We start from the raw sequence: 18,108 nt of genomic DNA on the forward strand, positions 1-18,108 counted from the left end.
AAAGACTGGGGGTGAATGATTTTGATCAGCAGTTATAAACAATTAAGCAGCAAGTATTTAAAAGGAAATATAAAACGAACCATTTTGACCTTGGTTGGTATCATACTCTCTGTAGCGTTAATTTCCACGATCGGCCTTTTTATGAAAGGATCACAAATCTCCCAAATCGAGAACATTAAAAAGATAAACGGGCATTCTTTTCATGTCGGTATTTCCAATTACGATAATGCGTTATTAAATAAAATCAAATATAATCCCCAGATTGAATCGTTTGGTTTGATGTCTCAAGGCAACATTGTGCCAGTTGGAGAAGTTTCGGTGCAAATGAATTTCGCCGATCATCGCGCCTTGGAGTTTTTAACGTACAGCCTCGCTGATGGTAAATTACCAACCAATGATCAGGAAGCAGTTGTCGATTCATGGGTGCTTCCTTTTATAAAAAAGGGTCTTCAGATCGGCGACTCATTTGAATTGGATGGTAAAACCTATCAACTGGTTGGTTTGCTGGATAATCGCGCGTTCACTCAGAAGAATAAAGTGGGCCGTTTCTTAACCTATAAACGTGATTTCGCTATTGGCGAAGGCAGGATTTTACTCGAAATAAACGAGAAAGCGGACTTTCAAGAGGTTGTAGAGGAAATAAAATCACTTACGCAAGACGAGAATATTGTGATCAATGACGAATTGATCAAAGTTTTGAAACCGGGATCGAACCAATCGATTTTCGCCATGCTCGTCATTGTCGTCAGTATTGTTGTGATCGCGACGGTTGTTGTGATTTACAATGCTTTTCAAATCAGCGTTGTAGAGCGGATGAAGCAATTCGGCTTGCTCCGAAGCATCGGTGCTACACGAAAGCAAATTAGACAAATCGTGATGAGAGAAGCTGTTGTGATGGCTGTCATCGCCATACCGATTGGGCTAGTATGCAGCATATTAGCGGTTGCTGCTCTTCAATTCATTTTCTCGATCCTTTTAGAAGATAGTGCAGGTGTTTCTTTTTTTCATATCGATTGGCAGATTTTATTCATCAGTTCGATCATTACCCTGACGGCCGTCTTAGGGTCCAGTTATTACCCGGCTTTTTTTGCTGGCAGAATATCCCCTTTGCTGGCAATCAGCAGCAGGTTATCCATTAAGAAAGAGGCGATCAAAAAACATAACAAAAATGTGTTGAAAAAGCCTTTCTCTTTTCCTTTGAGCCTGGCCTTGAAAAATGTCAAAAGAAATAAAAATCGTTATACCATTACGATTCTATCCATCATTATATCCAGCGTATTGTTTATTACTTTCTCGTCTTTGATGGATATCGCCTTTGCATCTAAATATGTGAAAAATTTATCCGCTACATCGGATCTGACCATCTATCTGGAACAGGATAAAGAGGATTCTTCCTTAGAAAGACAGCAAATTTTGGAGCGATTGAAGTCGCTTGAAAATATTTCCGAAGTGAAGGAACAGGACGACCGTTTTGAAATCAATTTGAAGGATACGACTCAGTCTTCTGCTACTGTTGCTGACATCAAGCAGACTGTCGGAATCAAACACTCCATTACCATTGCGAATCACATGGATGAGAATAAAGTAAAGAGGGATTCAGAGCTGGTAATAAAAGTGCTGGTTTATAGTTTTATTGCGGTCATTTCTTTGATTGGCAGTCTGAATATCCTCAATACGATTACGATCAGCATTATCATCAGGCGAAAAGAATTGGCTGCGTTAAAATCCATAGGCATGTCGCAAAGGGATTTGAAAAAAATGATCATCTATGAAGCGCTGATTTACGGTTTTTCGGGAAGTTTGCAAGGGATCTTTTTCGGTTGTATACTTTCTTATATTATCTATTTGGCTGTTTCTGGTATCGTGAGGATCAAATGGATGATCCCCTATGAAGCTTGTATCATTACGTTTGTTTCCGCTTTGTTCATCAGTTTTTTAGCAGTTCTGATCCCACTGAGAAAAATTCAAAAAGATAATATTATCGATATTATCAGGGAACAATAATAAAAAACGGTCATGACTGTTTTGCTGACCACAAGCGGTCACACCCACTTTTTATGAAAAGCGTTGAGACGTTTTTCACAGAAAAAGGCCTGGCTATTTGATAGTCGGGCTATTCGGATTGGTCAAAAGGAGGGGACTTCTTGAATAAAATTTTGCTTGTTGAAGATGATGAGGCTCTCGGTCTAGCCATCGAATTTTCATTGAAGAATGAAGGTTATGAGGTGGTCAGAGCCGCTAGCGTAAAAGAAGCGAAACAAGAGTTTGATCAACATACTTTTGATTTGACTATCCTCGATATTGGCCTTCCAGATGGAAACGGCTATGATTTATGTCTGCATTTCAAAAAACAAAAAGAGTCAGCGGTTATTATTTTTTTAACCGCCCTGGATGAAGAAGCAAATGTGGTAATGGGTCTGGATATTGGTGGGGACGATTATATTACGAAACCTTTTCGAGTCAAGGAACTCATGTCCAGAGTGAAAGTGCAAATGCGCAAACAAAGGCGGTCGGAAACTTCTCCCATGATCTTAGCGTCTGAGAATGTAAAACTCGATACGAACCTAATCAAGGCTTATAAAAATCATGAAAATATTCCATTAACGAATCTAGAATATAAGCTTCTGCTAACTTTCATGATGAACCCTCATAAAGCTCTAAAAAGAGATGAGATCCTCATGAAAGTATCGGAAGGAGAAGATGCTTTTTTTGATGAAAACACGTTATCTGTATACATTAAACGTTTAAGAGACAAAGTTGAAGATAACCCCAAGAATCCACAGTTTATCGTCACCCAAAGGGGATTGGGTTATCGGTGGAATAAGGATGTGAACAGAGAGTAAGATGATGAAGAATACCGAATGGAAAGGGTATATAACGATACTAGTTGTTCTGTTATCTCTATTTACCATTTACCAGTTTATCGCACATCAAATGTTTTATGATGGTTTGAAACGCGATTATATTTCAAGCTGGGGTGAAATTACTGCCAGATTGGTTGAACTAAATCCCGAGAATGAAGCAGAAATTATGAAAGTCATAACGATGCACACTTCTGATTCAGGTGAGTATCAGGAAAAAGGAAGAGAGATATTTAGGCAGTACGGATTATATGAAGATTTGGAAACAGAGCTTTTTCCGCTTTTACATCAACATATTTTCAGCCATAATCAATTTATTATTTGGGGATTGCTTTGTTTCGGATTGATGCTGTTTGGGGCAAGTTATATGCACCATAAGATGGTCTTCCATAAAATTAGACAACTTACTTCCGCAGCCAAAAAAATAATCGATGGGGATTACTCGGTTGTCATCAATGAAAATAAAGAAGGGGATCTCGCCAAACTAGCGGCTTCCTTTCGTTCTATGAAAGATATTATTAGAAAAAGCATGCAGGATCTACTGGAAGAGAAAGAGTTTTTAGGACAAATGCTGCAAGATATCTCCCATCAATTAAAAACGCCTCTTTCCACAATATCCATCTACAATGAAATGATGTTGAATGCAGAGTTGCCCAGGCAGCAGCAAGTTCAACTACTGCAAAACAATGAAGTTCAAATCTCGAGAATGAATGTCTTGATTCAAAATTTGCTAAAGGTAGCGAAAATCGACGCCAGAGCCATATCATTTGATAAAGAACCAGCAAATTTGGTGGAGACCATCGAGGAAGTATTGGATCGTTTGGCGAGCATGATCAGTGATAAACATATGTCGATTGACTGGGATGCTCCGGAGGAAATAATCGTTGTTCACGATAAACTATGGATGCAGGAAGCTTTGTTAAACCTGCTGAAGAATGCGATCGAGCATTCCAAACCCGATAGTAATATCATGATTCAAGTCAAAGATACGCCGATCTTTACAGAATTGGTGATTCAAGACTTTGGGGAAGGGATTGCAACTGAGGAATTGCCGCATATTTTCGATCGATTTTACAAAGCAAGAGGTTCAAAGAAGCATGACTCGTCAGGGATTGGATTGGCGCTGGTCAAAGCCATTATCGAAGCACATCATGCCTTGATTAAAGTGGAGAGTGAGAAAAGTAGCTATACAAAATTTACAATTACCTTTATAAAATTTTAGGGACAGAAGAAATAAAATTGTTCCTTATGCTTAACGATGACTTCTGAATTTCACCAGGGGTCATCTTTTTTATTGACCTGATGAGGAGATCCTCAAAAGAGCAATACAGAAGAAATGTCGCCTCTTTGATTGTGCTACGATTTGTTTAGGAAAAAATGAAAGGTGGGACACCCATGCGGAGTCAAATTTCAAAAACACGACTGTGGATTGCACGGATTATGAGCGGACTTGTCATTCTTTTTATGCTTTTTGACGGTGTATTCAAACTCATCCAGCCTGCTCCTGTCGTAGAGGGAACCCTCGTACTCGGCTATGCGGAGCATCACATTGGCGTGATTGGAATTCTCGCCCTTGTATCAACAGTATTGTATGCGATACCACGGACAGCAGTTTTGGGTGCACTTCTGTTAACTGGATTTTTCGGTGGGGTCATTGCTACCCAGATCCGTGTAGATGCACCACTCTTTTCCCATACGCTGTTTGCTGTCTACCTTGCGATTTTGATGTGGGGCGGATTGTGGCTGCGGGATGAACGAGTGCGAAAACTGCTTTTCACGGTCAAAGAAGAAAAGTGATATACCGCCAGCAAGGGATACGAACAACCATTGAAACTGCCAATCGTTGACAGATGAAAAAGCATGTGGTAGGATGGGCACAACTTATCAAGAACGGAGGGTTACGTGTGGCAAAATAGTTTTTCGATACTTTATTCGCACAACACAATCGATGTAATAGCGCAAAAAGGCTATGTTGTGTGCATACGAATCGGAAAATGGATTGCCGCTACGGTAACCCAATTGAATCATGGGCAAATGGGAGTGAGGAAGGCAAGCGTGCTGCCCCTTCTGTTTGCATGATCTGTGAAGAGAATGGAATCCATCCTGTACAATCAGATACTGGCATCTGATGTACGTGGTTTTCGTTTCTTCTTCCTTTTTCGATGACGTAAGCACAGGCAGCCTAGCCTGTGTTTTTTTATTTCCATTCGTTGAGGAGGAAAACATACAATGGCAGAACAGATTTTAAAAGTAAACGGTGTGGAAATATGCGCGGAAAGCTTTGGGAAGCCGACAGATCCGGCGATTTTGCTGATTATGGGAGCCCAGATGTCCATGGTTTGGTGGGAAGAAGAATTTTGTCAGCGAATAGCCGACGCTGGACGCTTTGTTATTCGTTTTGATAATCGGGATGTCGGACGCTCCACGACCTACGAGGTTGGTCAACCGGGTTATACGTTTGAAGATATGGCGGATGACGCTGTTCACGTCCTTGATACATTCGGCGTACAGCAGGCGCACTTCGTTGGTATGTCAATGGGCGGAATGTTGACACAAATGATTGCATTGCGGCATCCTGAAAGAGTTCAAACAATCACATTGCACGCAACGTCCAATTTTGCTCCTGGCCTACCACCAATCGATGAGAAGCTGATGGAGTTTTTCAGCAAGATGGGGGAGATCAATTGGGAGGATGAACAAGAGGTTTTAGCAGCGGCAGTGGCGAGTTCGAAAGTTTTGATCGGCTCCAAGCATCCTTTTGACGAGGCGCGTGTTCGGGCATTGACCCAAATCGATATCGCTAGAAGCAACCATTATGCGAGTAGAAACAATCACGCCTTTGTGACGGCCAGTGAACCGTACTTGTTGCGGACAGGGGAAATCGCTGTACCAGCTCTCGTGATTCACGGTACAGAAGACTTGCTCATCCCTTTCGCGCATGCCTTACATCTTGCAAACACCATTCCGGGAGCAGTCTTGCTCACGTTGGAAGGGACAGGGCATGAGCTTCCACATGGGGATTGGGATGTCGTCATCGAAGCGATTTGGAAACATACGCAAGAAAAGGAAGCGTAATGACACTCCTTCTCTTCACAGAGTGCAAGGTTAAAAATCGAAGAGGGGAACAAGAAAAAACGGAGCGGAAAACAGGAAGTAACCCTGCACTCTCTCCGTTTTTTGTAGCGGAATAAGGAAACAGCACGATATTTATGGAATCGTTTTCGCTTATGCTCTCGGGCTAACGAGAATTTTCACCTGGTTTTTCTCTTTCAGCAGGGCTTCAAAACCATGCTCCACGATGTCGTCGAGCTTGATGCGCTGTGTGACCAGCTTGTCTGCTGGGAAAAAGCCTTTTTCCATCAGGCTGATGACAGCAGGGAATACGTCACGGTAGCCGATAATGCCTGTCATATTGCGCTCTTTCATGACGATGTGATTCGGTTTGATTGACGCTTCTCTTTCGAAGATGCTGACGATCATGATTTGTCCAGCGATTTTGGTAGATTCGATGGCTTGCGTGAGGACAGGAGGCACGCCTGTGACTTCAAAGGCGATATCTGCGCCGCCATTTGTCCGGTTGTGAATTTCCTGGACTACGTCGTATTCTTTTGGATCGATGACGATGGCGCCCAGCTCAGCTGCCTTGTTTTTGCGTTCAGGGGACAGCTCCACTGCATAAATCTCAGCCGCACCTGCTGCTTTTAGTGCTTCGATGACAAGCAAGCCGATAGGACCGGCGCCGAATACGACAGCTTTGTCACCAGCTTTCAACTGACTCGAACGAACTGCATAAAGGGCTACGGCAGATGGCTCCACAAGAGCGCCTTGCTCATAAGAGAGACTGTCCGGGATTTTGTGGACCATGTGCTCATCGCAAGCCACGTATTCCGAGAAGCCGCCACCACCGCCGGCCAAACCAAGGAAGCCCATTTTTTCACAAAGATTGTATTTGCCTTGTCTGCACGCAGCGCATGTTCCGCAAGCGAAAACCGGCTCGACAACGACGCGATCACCAACCTTGATAGTGGTTACGCCTTCCCCGATTTCCACTACTTGTCCGGAAAATTCATGTCCCATTACGATCGGGGCTTTTTCGCCTGTAAGCGGATGTTCAGCTCCCTGTGGGATGAAGATCGGGCCAGCCACGTATTCGTGCAAGTCGCTTCCGCAAATACCGCACCACTCGACTCTGATTTTCACTTTACCTTTGGATGCAATCGGTTCCGAAATGGTTTCCAAACGGAGGTCTTTCAAACCGTGCCATCGTAATGCTTTCATATCTGCCATCTCCTCGTTCGATTTGGATTCTATATGAAATTCAGTAAGAAAAATAGGAAACGTTTCCGAAAACAATATGCCATAGGTTTGGCATCTTGTCAATTTGATTTCCTAGGCAAGAGTTGGGGGTGGTGTGCAATCGCTTGAGGAGAGGATGCTGATTCTGGCTAAGTTAAGAAGGTTTATACGTGTTGTGCAACAGGTACGGAGTTGCCTGCCATGTTTTGCTCACGCCTCGTTACCATTGGTTTTGTGTATGCTATAATAGCGGTAGTACAACACATTTTAGCTCGGAAACATAGAAAACGATTCCGATATGGAAAGGAAAGCAAGGCGTTGGATATAAAAAATAAAGTGACAATAGAAGACGTTGCGAAGAAGGCTGGCGTAGGAATCGCGACGGTATCGAGGGCCATCAATGACGGCGGGGGAATTAGTCCGAAGACGAAAGCGTTGATTCTTGAGGTGATCGATGAGCTGGGTTTTATTCCGAACACTTCTGCACAAAGTCTAAAGGTGCGCCAAACCTATCAAATCGCACTGGCTGTTCCTGACATTCGCAATGCAATTATTCCAGATATCGCCTGGTCAGTCGAGCAAGCGGCCAAGCAGCATGGCTACCGCGTCGTACAAATTAATACAGCAGGAAATGCCCGAATGGAGCTTGAGACTGTGCGTGAAGTCAAAAAGCTGCATGTAGATGGGCTAATTATCATGCCGCTCGCCTATCCGAAGACATTGGTCCAGATGATTAACAAAGCGAGTGTTCCGGTTTCGATTATTAACTATGGAAAAAGGCTCGAGGACAATGTGAAAGCAGATGTGGTCAGCATGGCCCGTCAAGAGGGTCGACTCGTCATGGAGCATCTGATCAAAATTGGCCGTACGCGAATCGCTTACGCAGGTGCGCCGAAGGACAAGATCGAGGAGCGGTATTTTGCCTATGAGGCGTCGCTTCAGCACGTCGATCCTTCGCTAGTGTATTTTGGTGAGGACTTCTCGTTTGAGACGGGTCTTCGTGCTGCTGATTACTTTTATAGCCTGAAAAACATGCCAGACGCTATCTATGCGGTCAATGACATGGTGGCCATCGGGATCGTGAATCGGTTCAAGGAGCTCGGAGTCCGCGTGCCGGAAGATGTCGCGGTCGTGGGAATTGACAACAATGTGTGGACGACGATTACGACTCCGCAGATCAGCTCTGTTTCGATCATGGGGGAAGAGGTGGCACGGCTGGCGACTGAGCTTTTGTTAAAACGGATTCGAGAGCAGGGGGCAGGCGCGTACGAGCGTGTACAGTTCGAGCCGCGGCTGATTGTAAGGGAGTCCAGTGTAGCGGTTATCCGTAAATCCTCGTTGGATACGTAGAGCATTTTCAGAAGAAAAGCCGAGTGAATGACAGGTGATCGGTGATGATACCTGGCGTTTTCTCGGCTTTGTGTTTAAGGCAATATGGCAAACGAACGAACAGGAAATCCGGAGGCTTTTTCAGGCTTTGGTGTAATGTTTACAATGACAGCACCTTTGGCCGGAAGCTTGTCGAGATTTTTGAGCAGCTCAACTTGATAGGTGTCTTGATCGAGCACGAAATATTCACCCAAAAGCGCCCCGTTTTTTCGGTAATCGATCGTCGCATCCGTATCGAAGGTTTCGTGACCGACTGCTTTGATTTGTCTTTCCGCGAACAAAAATTGTAAAGCCTCCAAAGACCAGCCAGGAGCGTGGTTGTTGCCATCTGCATCCTTATTGTTGAAGGCTTCCGCATCTGGCCAGCGTTTGCTCCAATCTGTGCGCAAGGCGACGAAGGAACCGCTCTCGATTTGTCCATGCTCGGTTTCAAAACGCAAGATGTCTTCCACAGAAAGCGAATAGTCGTTGTTGGCTTCGGCCTCTTTTGATTTGTCGATGACGACGAGCGGCAATACGAGTTCCTTCAGCTCGATCTCGTCCAGGTAACGCTTGTTGCGCACAAAGTGAATCGGTGCATCCAAGTGCGTACCGTACTGTCCAGGAAAAGAGAAGCGCTGGGCAAAGAAGCCGTCGTCATGTGTGAACAACGTTTGGAATTCGGCGGCGTCAAAGGCGTGGAAGTGCGGAGATTCCGGACCGAATGTGTGCGTGAGATCTACCCATTCCTTTTGTTTTAACAAAGTAATTGCTTGAATCAAATCGTTTGCCATGTGCCCACCTCGTTAACGTTTTTAGAATTTTCGCACTTGTATAACCAAGTTTATCCAATACTTTATCGGTTCTAATTCCGAGTGTCAATATCGCAATAATATGAATGAATGGTTAAACGCAAAATAGCAATCGGGAAGAAGCCTTTGTGCATGATTCTGCTATTCTTAAAAGGAGAAGAATGAGTATCATCCAAACAAAACGCGAAGGAGAAATTCCCATGACAAAAGAGCTTTGGATCAATTTGCCTGTCAAGGACCTCGAAAAGTCCAAATCGTTTTTTGCCGCACTCGGATTCTCTTTTCATCCTCGCCATGAGAACAGCAAAGATATGGCGGGCTTGGTGATTGGCGAAAAAGACATGCTCATCATGCTGTTCCCGGAGGCTACCTTCCAATCGTTTACGCAAAATGAGCTGGCAGATACGAAGCGTGGAACGGAAGTATTGTTTTCAATCGATGCCGAGAGCAGGGAAGAAGTGGATGAGTTGATTCGTCAGGTGGTAGAGGCTGGAGGCACTGTTTTCAGTGAGCCTCGGGAGCATGGTCAAGGGATGTACGGAGCAGGATTCGCTGATTTGGATGGTCATCGGTGGAATGTGCTGTATATGGATATGAGACTGATATCGACAGAATAGAAAATCGTGCCCCTGAGAAATCAGGGGTTTTTGCATGAACAAGTAAAAAATTCATGTTCTATTAAGGTTGTATAGAAATGTGATTAAGATTGGTCGTTTACTCTTCTAGAGAAGGAAATAAGGGTAAAGGAGAGGAGCAATCTTATGAAAATGTTTTCGAAGTTACAGACAGTAATGGCGACTGTACTTGTATTTACTATGAGCGTCAGCCTTGTAAGCGGAGTTGTTTCTCCAACCAAAGTGTTCGCAGCTTCTGTATCTGGGCCGGATGATCCAAGAGAGGTAGAGCAATTTGCAGATGAATTTTTTAACCGGTCTGAAATTAAGAACAACATGGCAGGGGCTACGTTTGTAGTTGTAAAAGGAGACAAGGTCCTTTTTAAAAAAGGGTATGGATATGCGGATGTAGAGAAGAAGATTCCGGTCGATCCTGATCGCACCGTATTTCGTGTAGCGTCAGTATCCAAGGTTATTACAGCTACAGCCGTTATGCAATTGGCGGAGCAAGGAAAAATAGATTTGAACAAAGATGTATCCGCATATATGGGGGATGCCCGGATTCCGAATAATACAGGCACTCCTCTTACAATGAAACATCTGTTAACGAACGCCACTGGATTTGACTATGGAGACACTTCTGACTCTTCAACAACCGACTTGAAACGGGAGGTTTCTTTAAAGAAATTCGTTATGGACAATCTCCCAAATGTCATTCGCAAGCCAGGAGAGTTTTACAGATATGACAATCTCGGCTTCACCATTCAAGGTTATGTTGTAGAACAAGTAGCAGGAAAACCATTTGGAGAATACGTGCAGGAAGGCATCTTTAAGCCACTTGGCATGGAGAATAGTGATTTTCGACTTACACCATCAATAGTCAAAAAGTTGGCTGTACCTTATAATCTTATCGGACAGCCGATCCCGACTTATGCAACGGTACCAACTGAGCTTCCTGATGGTGGAATGCTCTCAACTGGTTCTGATATGGCTAAATTCATGATTGCTCATCTCAATAAAGGAAAGCTTGGGAATGCGACGATTATGGAAGAAGAAACGGCGGCAGAAATGCAGAGACCTCATCTTTCCGTGCATCCAAAGCTGAATAACATGGCGCTTGGTTTCGAATATGCCAACCAGCAAAATTACAATGGACAATATGTTATTGAAAAAGCAGGGGATTTACAAGGATACCATACCGGGATGTGGTTGATCCCGGAAGAAAAAGTGGGGGTATTTGTTACAGTCAATAAGGACTTCGAAATTCGTACGCCTTTGATTGAAGCGTTTATGGATCATTACTACCCGAAAAATGAGCAGAAAAGGGGAGCGTTTGCGTTAGCGAAACAAGAACTCACGAAGTTTGAAGGGACATACAGCGATTTGCGAAACCGGATGTGGACGACTCGTATACGTGCTGAAGGCGGCAAACTCATTGTAAAAGATCCGCTGGGAGAACATGTCCTATATGAGGTGGAGCCACTCTTATTCCAGGATGAACAAGGTATTAAAGCTGCTTTTAAGCTGAACGATCACGGAGATGTGCAGGCTTTCTATTACGATTTAAAATCAGATAGTTGGGCAGAAAAATTGCCTGAGCCGCAACGTTATCAGGATGTGGAGAATGACCATCCATATGCGTCCTATATTTATCACCTGCGCCAGATCGGTGTCTTTGCTGATATGGAAGGAGACAATCGCTTTTCGCCCGAACAACAGATAACAAAAGGAGAGTTTGTTGGCTGGTTCATCAAGTGGAGTGGCATTGCCCCATCAAAACATAAACCGATTTACACGGATCTTTCGGGTAACAAGTATGCGCGGGAAATTCAAGCAGCTTACGAGTTAGGTTTACTAAAAGCATCTGCTGATGGCAAATTTTATCCGAACGAGCCATTGACGCGTCAAGAAGCAGCAACCATCGTATGGCGCATGGCATTTGGCTATCTTCATGCAGAGCCGAAAAAAGCCAAGTTGAGTGGTAGGACTGATGCTTGGGCTTTAGAGGGAGTCCATTTCGTAGTGGCAAAAGGATTATACGGACCAGAAGTGGTGAAAGGCAGAGATGGCAGTCTCGATTATAAATCAGAGCAGCTGATGGTAAGGAAAGAAGCGGCTGCGTTACTATCTCGGTTCGCAGACCAATTATTTTAGTGTACAACAAGCCGTGACTTCTTGTTTGTGCTTCGTTGCGACATGAGGCGATGGAGGGAAATACAATCAAAACGATACTGATCATCGACGATGAAGCACAAATTCGAGAACTACTCAGTATTTATTTGAAAAATTACGGGTTTGCTACTTATGAAGCAGGTAATGGGGTTGATGCGCTGGCTGTATTCTCAAACGTGCAAATCGATCTGGTTATTGCTGATATTATGATGCCGATGATGGATGGATACGAGTTATTAAAAAAGATGCGACATATTTCCGAAGTTCCGTTTTTGTTCCTGTCCGCGAAATCGGACGATATGGATAAAATTATTGGACTGCAGCTTGGCGCTGACGACTATGTGGGGAAGCCTTTTAATCCCATAGAAGTCGTCAGCAGAGTTCAAGCGTTATTCAGAAGAATGGATGTATTTTCTAAAGGTGAAAAGCAGAGCCATGAAATCATACAAATTGGCGATGTCATGCTCGATTTGGTGAGCTGTAAGCTGTACAAAAATGGACAGCAGAAAGAAGTGACATCGTATGAGTTCAAGATTTTGTCTTTACTGATGAAGCATGCGGGGAGAGTTTTTACAAAAGCATCCATTTACGAGCATGTTTGGGGGCAGGAATACATAGGGGATGAAAACCTCATCATGGTCTATATCAGCAAACTCAGGGAGAAGATTGAGGATAACCCAAGAAAGCCAGTTTATCTTATTACGATCAGGGGGTTAGGCTACCGTTTTGAAAAAAAATGAGAGCATCCCCGACAAGCGGCCGTTAAAACAACTGTTTTTTCGGCACTATGTTGTGATAAGCGGTTTGTTCTTATGCACGATTATGATTGCTCTTTTGGGGACAGACCTGTTGATGGAGAACTATTTTGATAAATCGCCTGATTTGACCCGAGTGGACGGCAGTAAAATATACCAGTACCCTTTTGAAAAGATTGATGGTCGGTTGTTAGACGAGTACGGCGGCTGGTTCGAGATCGTGGATGAATCGGGGGCAGTCATCTATGTAAAAGGCAACAAGGAAGACAATATCATGACATATAGCGATGGAATGCTGTACGCTAAAGTGGACATGCTGCGAAATGATGATTCAATTTTCTACCATGCCTATCGAGCGCAAGGGCCAGAGGGTGAAAACTATGTTCTGTTATGGAAAATTCCTGAGCGGTCGGAAATTATATCATTGGCGCTTGGAATCTTAATAGCGTTGTTTGTCGTTCTGTTGTTCATCGCCCTTTATTTCTACACCCGGTACTCCGTCTTGCAGATGAAGAAGCCTCTCCGGCAAATTGTAGAGGGCATTAAAGAGATGGAAGGCTTCAATTATCAGAAGAGGCTTACATTTTCGGCTGAAATGGAATTTGCAGAAATCCGAGAAGCATTTAACGGAATGGCAGAACGACTACAGCAGACCTCTGCAGAGATAGAAGCGGTAGCGAACAACAAAAGAAACATGCTGTTGCATTTGTCTCATGATCTGAAAACACCGATTACCTCTGTATTCGGGTATTCTCAGTTGTTGCTGGATAGGCCGGAGCTAGAAGAAGAGCAAAGGCGTCAGTATGTTCAATATATTAACGACAAATCGTCTTATATGGCCCATTTGATTCAAAATTTGTTCGAACTGGCAAAGCTGGAAGACCAGCACGTGAGACTGGATCAAGAAAAGGTGAATATTAGTAAGTGGTTTATGCAGCTTGTTGCGGAATTTTATCCGGAAATAGAAGATAGGGGATTTCAGTTGGAAGTGAAAATTCCAGAGGAGCCGCTGTTTGTCATGTTCGACAAAATGCATATGAACCGCGTTATTACGAATTTGATCGGTAACTCGCTAAAACATAATCCGCCGGGAACGCAGCTATTCGTTTCATGCGAGAAAATAGAGACCGGCGTTGTTCTATGGTTGGGTGATAACGGTACAGGTGTTCAAGAGAATGTTAGGGAACACATTTTTGAAGAGTTCATAAAAGGGAATAATCCTGTGAAAGATAGCACCGGACTCGGTCTAGCCATTTGTAAAAAAATTATAACGTTACATCAGGGGACCATTCATTTGGAGAGGGATCAACAGTTTACGACTCTATTTAAAATCACTTTGCCTCTTGAATGAGCGGTACTCTTCTTGTGGCTGTCACGACGGTCGTTTTTATCATCTATTGGTGCGTCAGGTGGTACAAGGCTGGGTGCGATGCAGATGGAGTAAAGAAGAAATGGCGGAAAAAGGAGCCTTCCAAATAGGAGGACTCCACCTCACTTCCCAACGTGTTATCTTTTTTGGGATAGATGAATAATATTCCCTCTTTCTCTTGTACAACCCCATAAGAGTCTCCATCGTACATTTCCATCAATGGTTGATAGGCCCAATGTCCATCCGGGATATCGCTGAACTGACTGGCTTGCAGGCTGATGTCAGGAAGAGATGCAAATGGTATGCTGGAGGGGTAAGGCAGGATTGGAGAAGGGGATGGTGTTATGAAAAGGACACGCAAAATCACCTCCTAAAATCATCATGTTTTCGATTTTAGGAGGGATACCCAATGAAATTTCAGCGAATCGATCTAAATAATTGGAGCAGAAAGCCTTATTTCGAGCATTATCTGAACCGAGTGAATTGCACCTTCAGTATGACTGCCAATATAGATATAACGGAATTGCTCCCCGCTCTACGGCAAAAGGGGATGAAGCTGTATCCGGCTTTTCTGTATATGGTGACAAACGTTGTCAATGCGCATCGTGAATTTCGAACTTCCTTTCATGCGGATGGCGAGTTGGGCTATTGGGAGAGGATGATACCCAGCTATACTTTTTTTCACCAGGACGATCAAACTTTTTCTACGATGTGGACGGAATTCGCTGACGAGTTCCCTATGTTTTATCAAAATTACGTAGCGGACATGAAACAGTACGGGGACAACAAAGGTCTTGTGGCGAAAGAACTGGAACCGCCTTATACGTTCCCTGTCTCGTGTATTCCCTGGGTTAGCTTCAGTGGGTTTAATCTGAATATCTCGGGAGATGGGCGGTATTTGCTTCCAATCATTACAAGTGGAAAGTATTTCGAGCAAGAAGGCAAAACGTTATTGCCTGTTTCTTTACAAGTCCATCATGCGGTTTGTGATGGCTATCACGCCAGTCTGTTCATCAATGACTTGCAAAATTGGGCAACAACTTACAAGGAATGGTTAGGTGTCGAGTGAATTGGCTCGTTTGGTATGCTTCTCCTTCCTAATCTCTTCCAATCATTTATAATAACGATAGGAGAATTGGGAGGAGAAGGAATGAATAAAGAATTGGTAGGGAAAATCTTCGGCTGTATCGTTTTGGGTGCGATTATCACTGTGATCGGAGTCGTGGCGGTGGTGATGACTGCCCTGAACGCAGAGGGAAGGGTTTATTCCCTTCTTGTCGCTGTCACAACAGTTGTTTTTATCATGTACATCATCGGACAAATGTTCGCCCCACAAAAGAGTCGGCTATGGAACCGAGCCCTCTTTGTTTATTTTCTCTTTTGTACGCTGCCCGTTGCAGGATATGAGATCAGCAGCTATTACCATAACAGCATTCCTGTGGTCAGTGAGGCGGAGGTCGATCTGGAACAGTATAAACCATTCAGTTCAGACTCCAAGGTTCATAAACTTGATCAACCAGCGACACTGTCGTTACAGTCTGATTTGCCCAAAATAGATGGGGCGACGGCTTTATATCCGCTGTACGCTTCCTTTGTGCAGGCTGTTTATCCCGAGAAAGATTACGACCTTTACGACAGCGAAGTCATGGTAAGTAAGACGCCAAATGCGTACGAAAACTTACTGGATGGAAAAGTCGATGTCATCTTTGCAGCAGGTCCTTCTGAGGAACAGCTTTTAGCAGCAAAAGAAAAAGGCGTAGAGCTGAAACTGACACCAATCGGAAGGGAAGCCTTTGTCTTTTTTGTCCATGCAGAGAATTCTGTTCAGGGTCTCACTACCGAGCAGATTCGGGGTATCTATGCGGGAGACATCATTTCCTGGGATGAAGTCGGGGGCGGGTATGAGTTTATTCGGGCCTTTCAGCGTCCTGAAAATAGCGGAAGTCAGACGATGCTCCAGAAGATCATGGGAGATAAAGAGCTTATGACTGCGCCGCAAGAAGACGTGGTAACAGGAATGGGTGGAATCATCGAGCAAACAGCCAACTACAAAAATTATTCGAATGCCATCGGTTACTCGTTCTTGTTTTATGCCACGGAGATGGTGCGAAACGGAAACATTCGTCTACTTGCAATTGATGGGGTAACGCCTAATAAGGAAACGATAAAAAGCAGAGCGTATCCGTTTGCGGCCGAGTTTTATGCAGTGACAGCTGGGACGGACAATCCGAATGCAGAGAAACTGATCGAATGGATTTTGTCTCCACAGGGACAAGAATTAGTAGAAAAAACGGGCTATATTCCGGTGAAATAAAAAGTAGCAAGCAAAGGAGACCCTTGGGCGATTGACCCGAGGGTTTCTTCTTCAGCTTTGACGTGCATTTAGGCTTCTAATGACAGCCGTGTTTGTCAAAGTAAAGTCGCGCTAGATTTTCGCCAAATGCTTTACTTACGCCAAACTGCGTATCGAGACGATGCATGACAGAAGAGTCAATGTTCTCACTCCGCAGATAAATTCCTCTTCAGGCTGTAAGTCTTGAATCGAATTGATGTCGGTTAGACGCAAGCGGAATTCATCACGTAAACGGGTTCACAAAACTGTGCCAATGCGCCTAGCTGCTCCTGTAATGAATACCTGTTTCATCTGATAATAGGTGAAGCGTTGGGAAGCTCGGTAATATAAGGTAACCGACACCGGACATTAAGTGTCATTTCTTAAAGTAAACAGGCTGATCCAATGTAGATCAGCTTAAAAGGAAATTTATAAAAACTAGACGGATTCGTGAAACGGGGATTTGGAACTACTCTTTCACCGAGGCTATTCTGCTATCAATAAGGCGAGAAACTCTGTATGAAACAGGAAGAAAGCCTTGACGAGGCCAATAACGTGAAGATTGTAAATTCGTTTCTCTCCAATCTGTCATGCAGTAGACATATCCTTTTTTCTTCGCATGGGCAAGTCCATGTAGTGTAAGCGCATAATTGATACCTTGCCCGCGATATTGATCTAGAGTACCAGCAACCCCTAATTCAACACAACGATCCGGCACATTCAAATTATGATCACTTTTGTCTAAGGGGAAGTATCCTTGGAAAGAAACAATTTTTCCATCTTTTAAGGCGATCCAGAAATCGACATCATGATCATCAAGGAGACCTGCATAGCCTTTACGTAATTCCTGAGGGTCATCACGTAAAGAATAACCAAAAACAGGTGCCTTATTTTGATGAGTTCTAATAATATTTGCAATATCCTCTACCAAACGACGGTCTTCTGGGGATGCCAAGCGAATTTCAACATCTGGAATGCTCAAGGGAAGGGGAAATTCCCGATCAAGTAAAGAGAGTAATGCATGTGTTTGTTCAAAGCCAAATCCTAAACGGAACCAAGAATGAAGTAATTCCGGTTGACTGGCTGGGATTAGCGCAAAATGACTGAAATACCCCTCATCTACCCATAGCTGAGAAGCCTCTGAATAAAGATCTCTATATAATTCAAAGGAGGTATTGCGAGAGATTGCGTGACCCTCCAAATTCATCCAGACATGTCGACCCCGAAGAGGATTTTCAATCTTTTGTCCAATTAGGTACCCGATTAATTTACCATCTTCAATTGCGGCTACTCCGCTACTGTTTGGTTTTGACCATTTCGTTTTAACAGCATTCGTTGCATAATTTTCATCTTCACATTCACTTGGTAATACGGAAAGGATTTCTCGATCTTGTCTATGTCGCTTGGACAATAGTTGCCCAGCCTCTGAGATTAGCTCATCAGTAAATGGTATGAAATACATGAAATGCCACCTCTGTTTTTTATCATCATAAAGTTGCTCTTAATCTATTGCAATAGGCTCCCTTAAG

16 protein-coding genes are annotated in these 18,108 nt (G+C 43.7%); 12 read left to right on the top strand and 4 right to left on the bottom strand.

Going from position 1 to position 18,108, the window contains the following annotated elements:
* Window positions 1-21 precede the first annotated feature (21 nt).
* The 5 genes from AB432_RS07710 (at window position 22) to AB432_RS07730 (ending at window position 5,936) form a co-directional block, all read left to right on the top strand.
* A complete protein-coding gene (locus tag AB432_RS07710) occupies window positions 22-2,004 on the top strand; it encodes an ABC transporter permease (protein WP_048035730.1) in 1,983 nt (660 codons plus the stop codon).
* 140 nt (window positions 2,005-2,144) lie between these two features.
* A complete protein-coding gene (locus tag AB432_RS07715) occupies window positions 2,145-2,843 on the top strand; it encodes a response regulator transcription factor (RefSeq protein WP_048031765.1) in 699 nt (232 codons plus the stop codon).
* 4 nt (window positions 2,844-2,847) lie between these two features.
* Window positions 2,848-4,083, top strand: coding sequence for a HAMP domain-containing sensor histidine kinase (locus AB432_RS07720; protein ID WP_048035731.1), 1,236 nt, complete (start codon window positions 2,848-2,850; stop codon window positions 4,081-4,083).
* Window positions 4,084-4,256: 173 nt separating this feature from the next.
* Window positions 4,257-4,658 carry a DoxX family protein gene (locus AB432_RS07725; RefSeq protein ID WP_048031766.1) on the top strand — a complete coding sequence of 134 codons (402 nt, stop codon included), beginning with the start codon at window positions 4,257-4,259 and terminating at the stop codon, window positions 4,656-4,658.
* 432 nt (window positions 4,659-5,090) lie between these two features.
* Window positions 5,091-5,936 carry a BRB family alpha/beta fold macrolide esterase gene (locus tag AB432_RS07730; protein ID WP_048031767.1) on the top strand — a complete coding sequence of 282 codons (846 nt, stop codon included), beginning with the start codon at window positions 5,091-5,093 and terminating at the stop codon, window positions 5,934-5,936.
* A 150-nt stretch (window positions 5,937-6,086) separates the two neighbouring features.
* Here AB432_RS07730 and AB432_RS07735 read toward each other — a convergent pair whose 3' ends face one another.
* Window positions 6,087-7,139, bottom strand: a complete 1,053-nt coding sequence (locus AB432_RS07735; RefSeq protein ID WP_048031768.1) for a 2,3-butanediol dehydrogenase — start codon at window positions 7,137-7,139, stop codon at window positions 6,087-6,089.
* Window positions 7,140-7,475: 336 nt separating this feature from the next.
* Here AB432_RS07735 and AB432_RS07740 point away from each other — a divergent pair, with 336 nt between their 5' ends.
* The gene (locus AB432_RS07740) at window positions 7,476-8,507 is read left to right on the top strand and encodes a LacI family DNA-binding transcriptional regulator (RefSeq protein ID WP_048031769.1); all 1,032 of its coding nucleotides are present in this window, start codon (window positions 7,476-7,478) and stop codon (window positions 8,505-8,507) included.
* Between the two features lie 74 nt (window positions 8,508-8,581).
* Here the strand turns inward: AB432_RS07740 and AB432_RS07745 are convergent, their stop codons facing one another.
* On the bottom strand, window positions 8,582-9,319 hold the full coding sequence (locus AB432_RS07745) for a cyclase family protein (protein ID WP_048031770.1): 738 nt from the start codon (window positions 9,317-9,319) through the stop codon (window positions 8,582-8,584).
* Between the two features lie 218 nt (window positions 9,320-9,537).
* Between AB432_RS07745 and AB432_RS07750 the strand changes: the two genes are divergently transcribed.
* From AB432_RS07750 to AB432_RS07765, 4 genes are all read left to right on the top strand, one after another.
* On the top strand, window positions 9,538-9,954 hold the full coding sequence (locus AB432_RS07750; RefSeq protein ID WP_048035732.1) for a VOC family protein: 417 nt from the start codon (window positions 9,538-9,540) through the stop codon (window positions 9,952-9,954).
* Between the two features lie 144 nt (window positions 9,955-10,098).
* The gene (locus tag AB432_RS07755) at window positions 10,099-12,105 is read left to right on the top strand and encodes a serine hydrolase domain-containing protein (RefSeq protein WP_048031771.1); all 2,007 of its coding nucleotides are present in this window, start codon (window positions 10,099-10,101) and stop codon (window positions 12,103-12,105) included.
* A 50-nt stretch (window positions 12,106-12,155) separates the two neighbouring features.
* A complete protein-coding gene (locus tag AB432_RS07760; protein WP_173630588.1) occupies window positions 12,156-12,863 on the top strand; it encodes a response regulator transcription factor in 708 nt (235 codons plus the stop codon).
* Window positions 12,850-14,229: a HAMP domain-containing sensor histidine kinase gene (locus tag AB432_RS07765; RefSeq protein ID WP_048031773.1), complete on the top strand. Its 1,380-nt coding sequence runs from the start codon at window positions 12,850-12,852 to the stop codon at window positions 14,227-14,229. Before AB432_RS07760 ends, AB432_RS07765 begins: the two co-directional genes overlap by 14 nt.
* A 43-nt stretch (window positions 14,230-14,272) precedes the next feature.
* Here the strand turns inward: AB432_RS07765 and AB432_RS07770 are convergent, their stop codons facing one another.
* Window positions 14,273-14,608, bottom strand: a complete 336-nt coding sequence (locus tag AB432_RS07770) for a hypothetical protein (RefSeq protein WP_048031774.1) — start codon at window positions 14,606-14,608, stop codon at window positions 14,273-14,275.
* A 48-nt stretch (window positions 14,609-14,656) separates the two neighbouring features.
* On the opposite strand from AB432_RS07770, the gene catA reads away from it, so the two are divergent.
* Together catA and AB432_RS07780 are read left to right on the top strand one after the other, a co-directional pair.
* Window positions 14,657-15,316, top strand: a complete 660-nt coding sequence (gene catA, locus AB432_RS07775; RefSeq protein ID WP_048031775.1) for a type A chloramphenicol O-acetyltransferase — start codon at window positions 14,657-14,659, stop codon at window positions 15,314-15,316.
* 81 nt (window positions 15,317-15,397) lie between these two features.
* Window positions 15,398-16,561: a PstS family phosphate ABC transporter substrate-binding protein gene (locus tag AB432_RS07780; protein WP_048031776.1), complete on the top strand. Its 1,164-nt coding sequence runs from the start codon at window positions 15,398-15,400 to the stop codon at window positions 16,559-16,561.
* Window positions 16,562-17,048: 487 nt separating this feature from the next.
* Here AB432_RS07780 and AB432_RS07785 read toward each other — a convergent pair whose 3' ends face one another.
* Window positions 17,049-18,041 (bottom strand): GNAT family N-acetyltransferase, encoded by a 993-nt coding sequence (locus tag AB432_RS07785; RefSeq protein WP_048031777.1) that lies wholly within the window; start codon window positions 18,039-18,041, stop codon window positions 17,049-17,051.
* Window positions 18,042-18,108 lie beyond the last annotated feature (67 nt).

The sequence above is a fragment of the Brevibacillus brevis genome, from assembly GCF_001039275.2.
GTDB lineage: Bacteria > Bacillota > Bacilli > Brevibacillales > Brevibacillaceae > Brevibacillus > Brevibacillus brevis_C.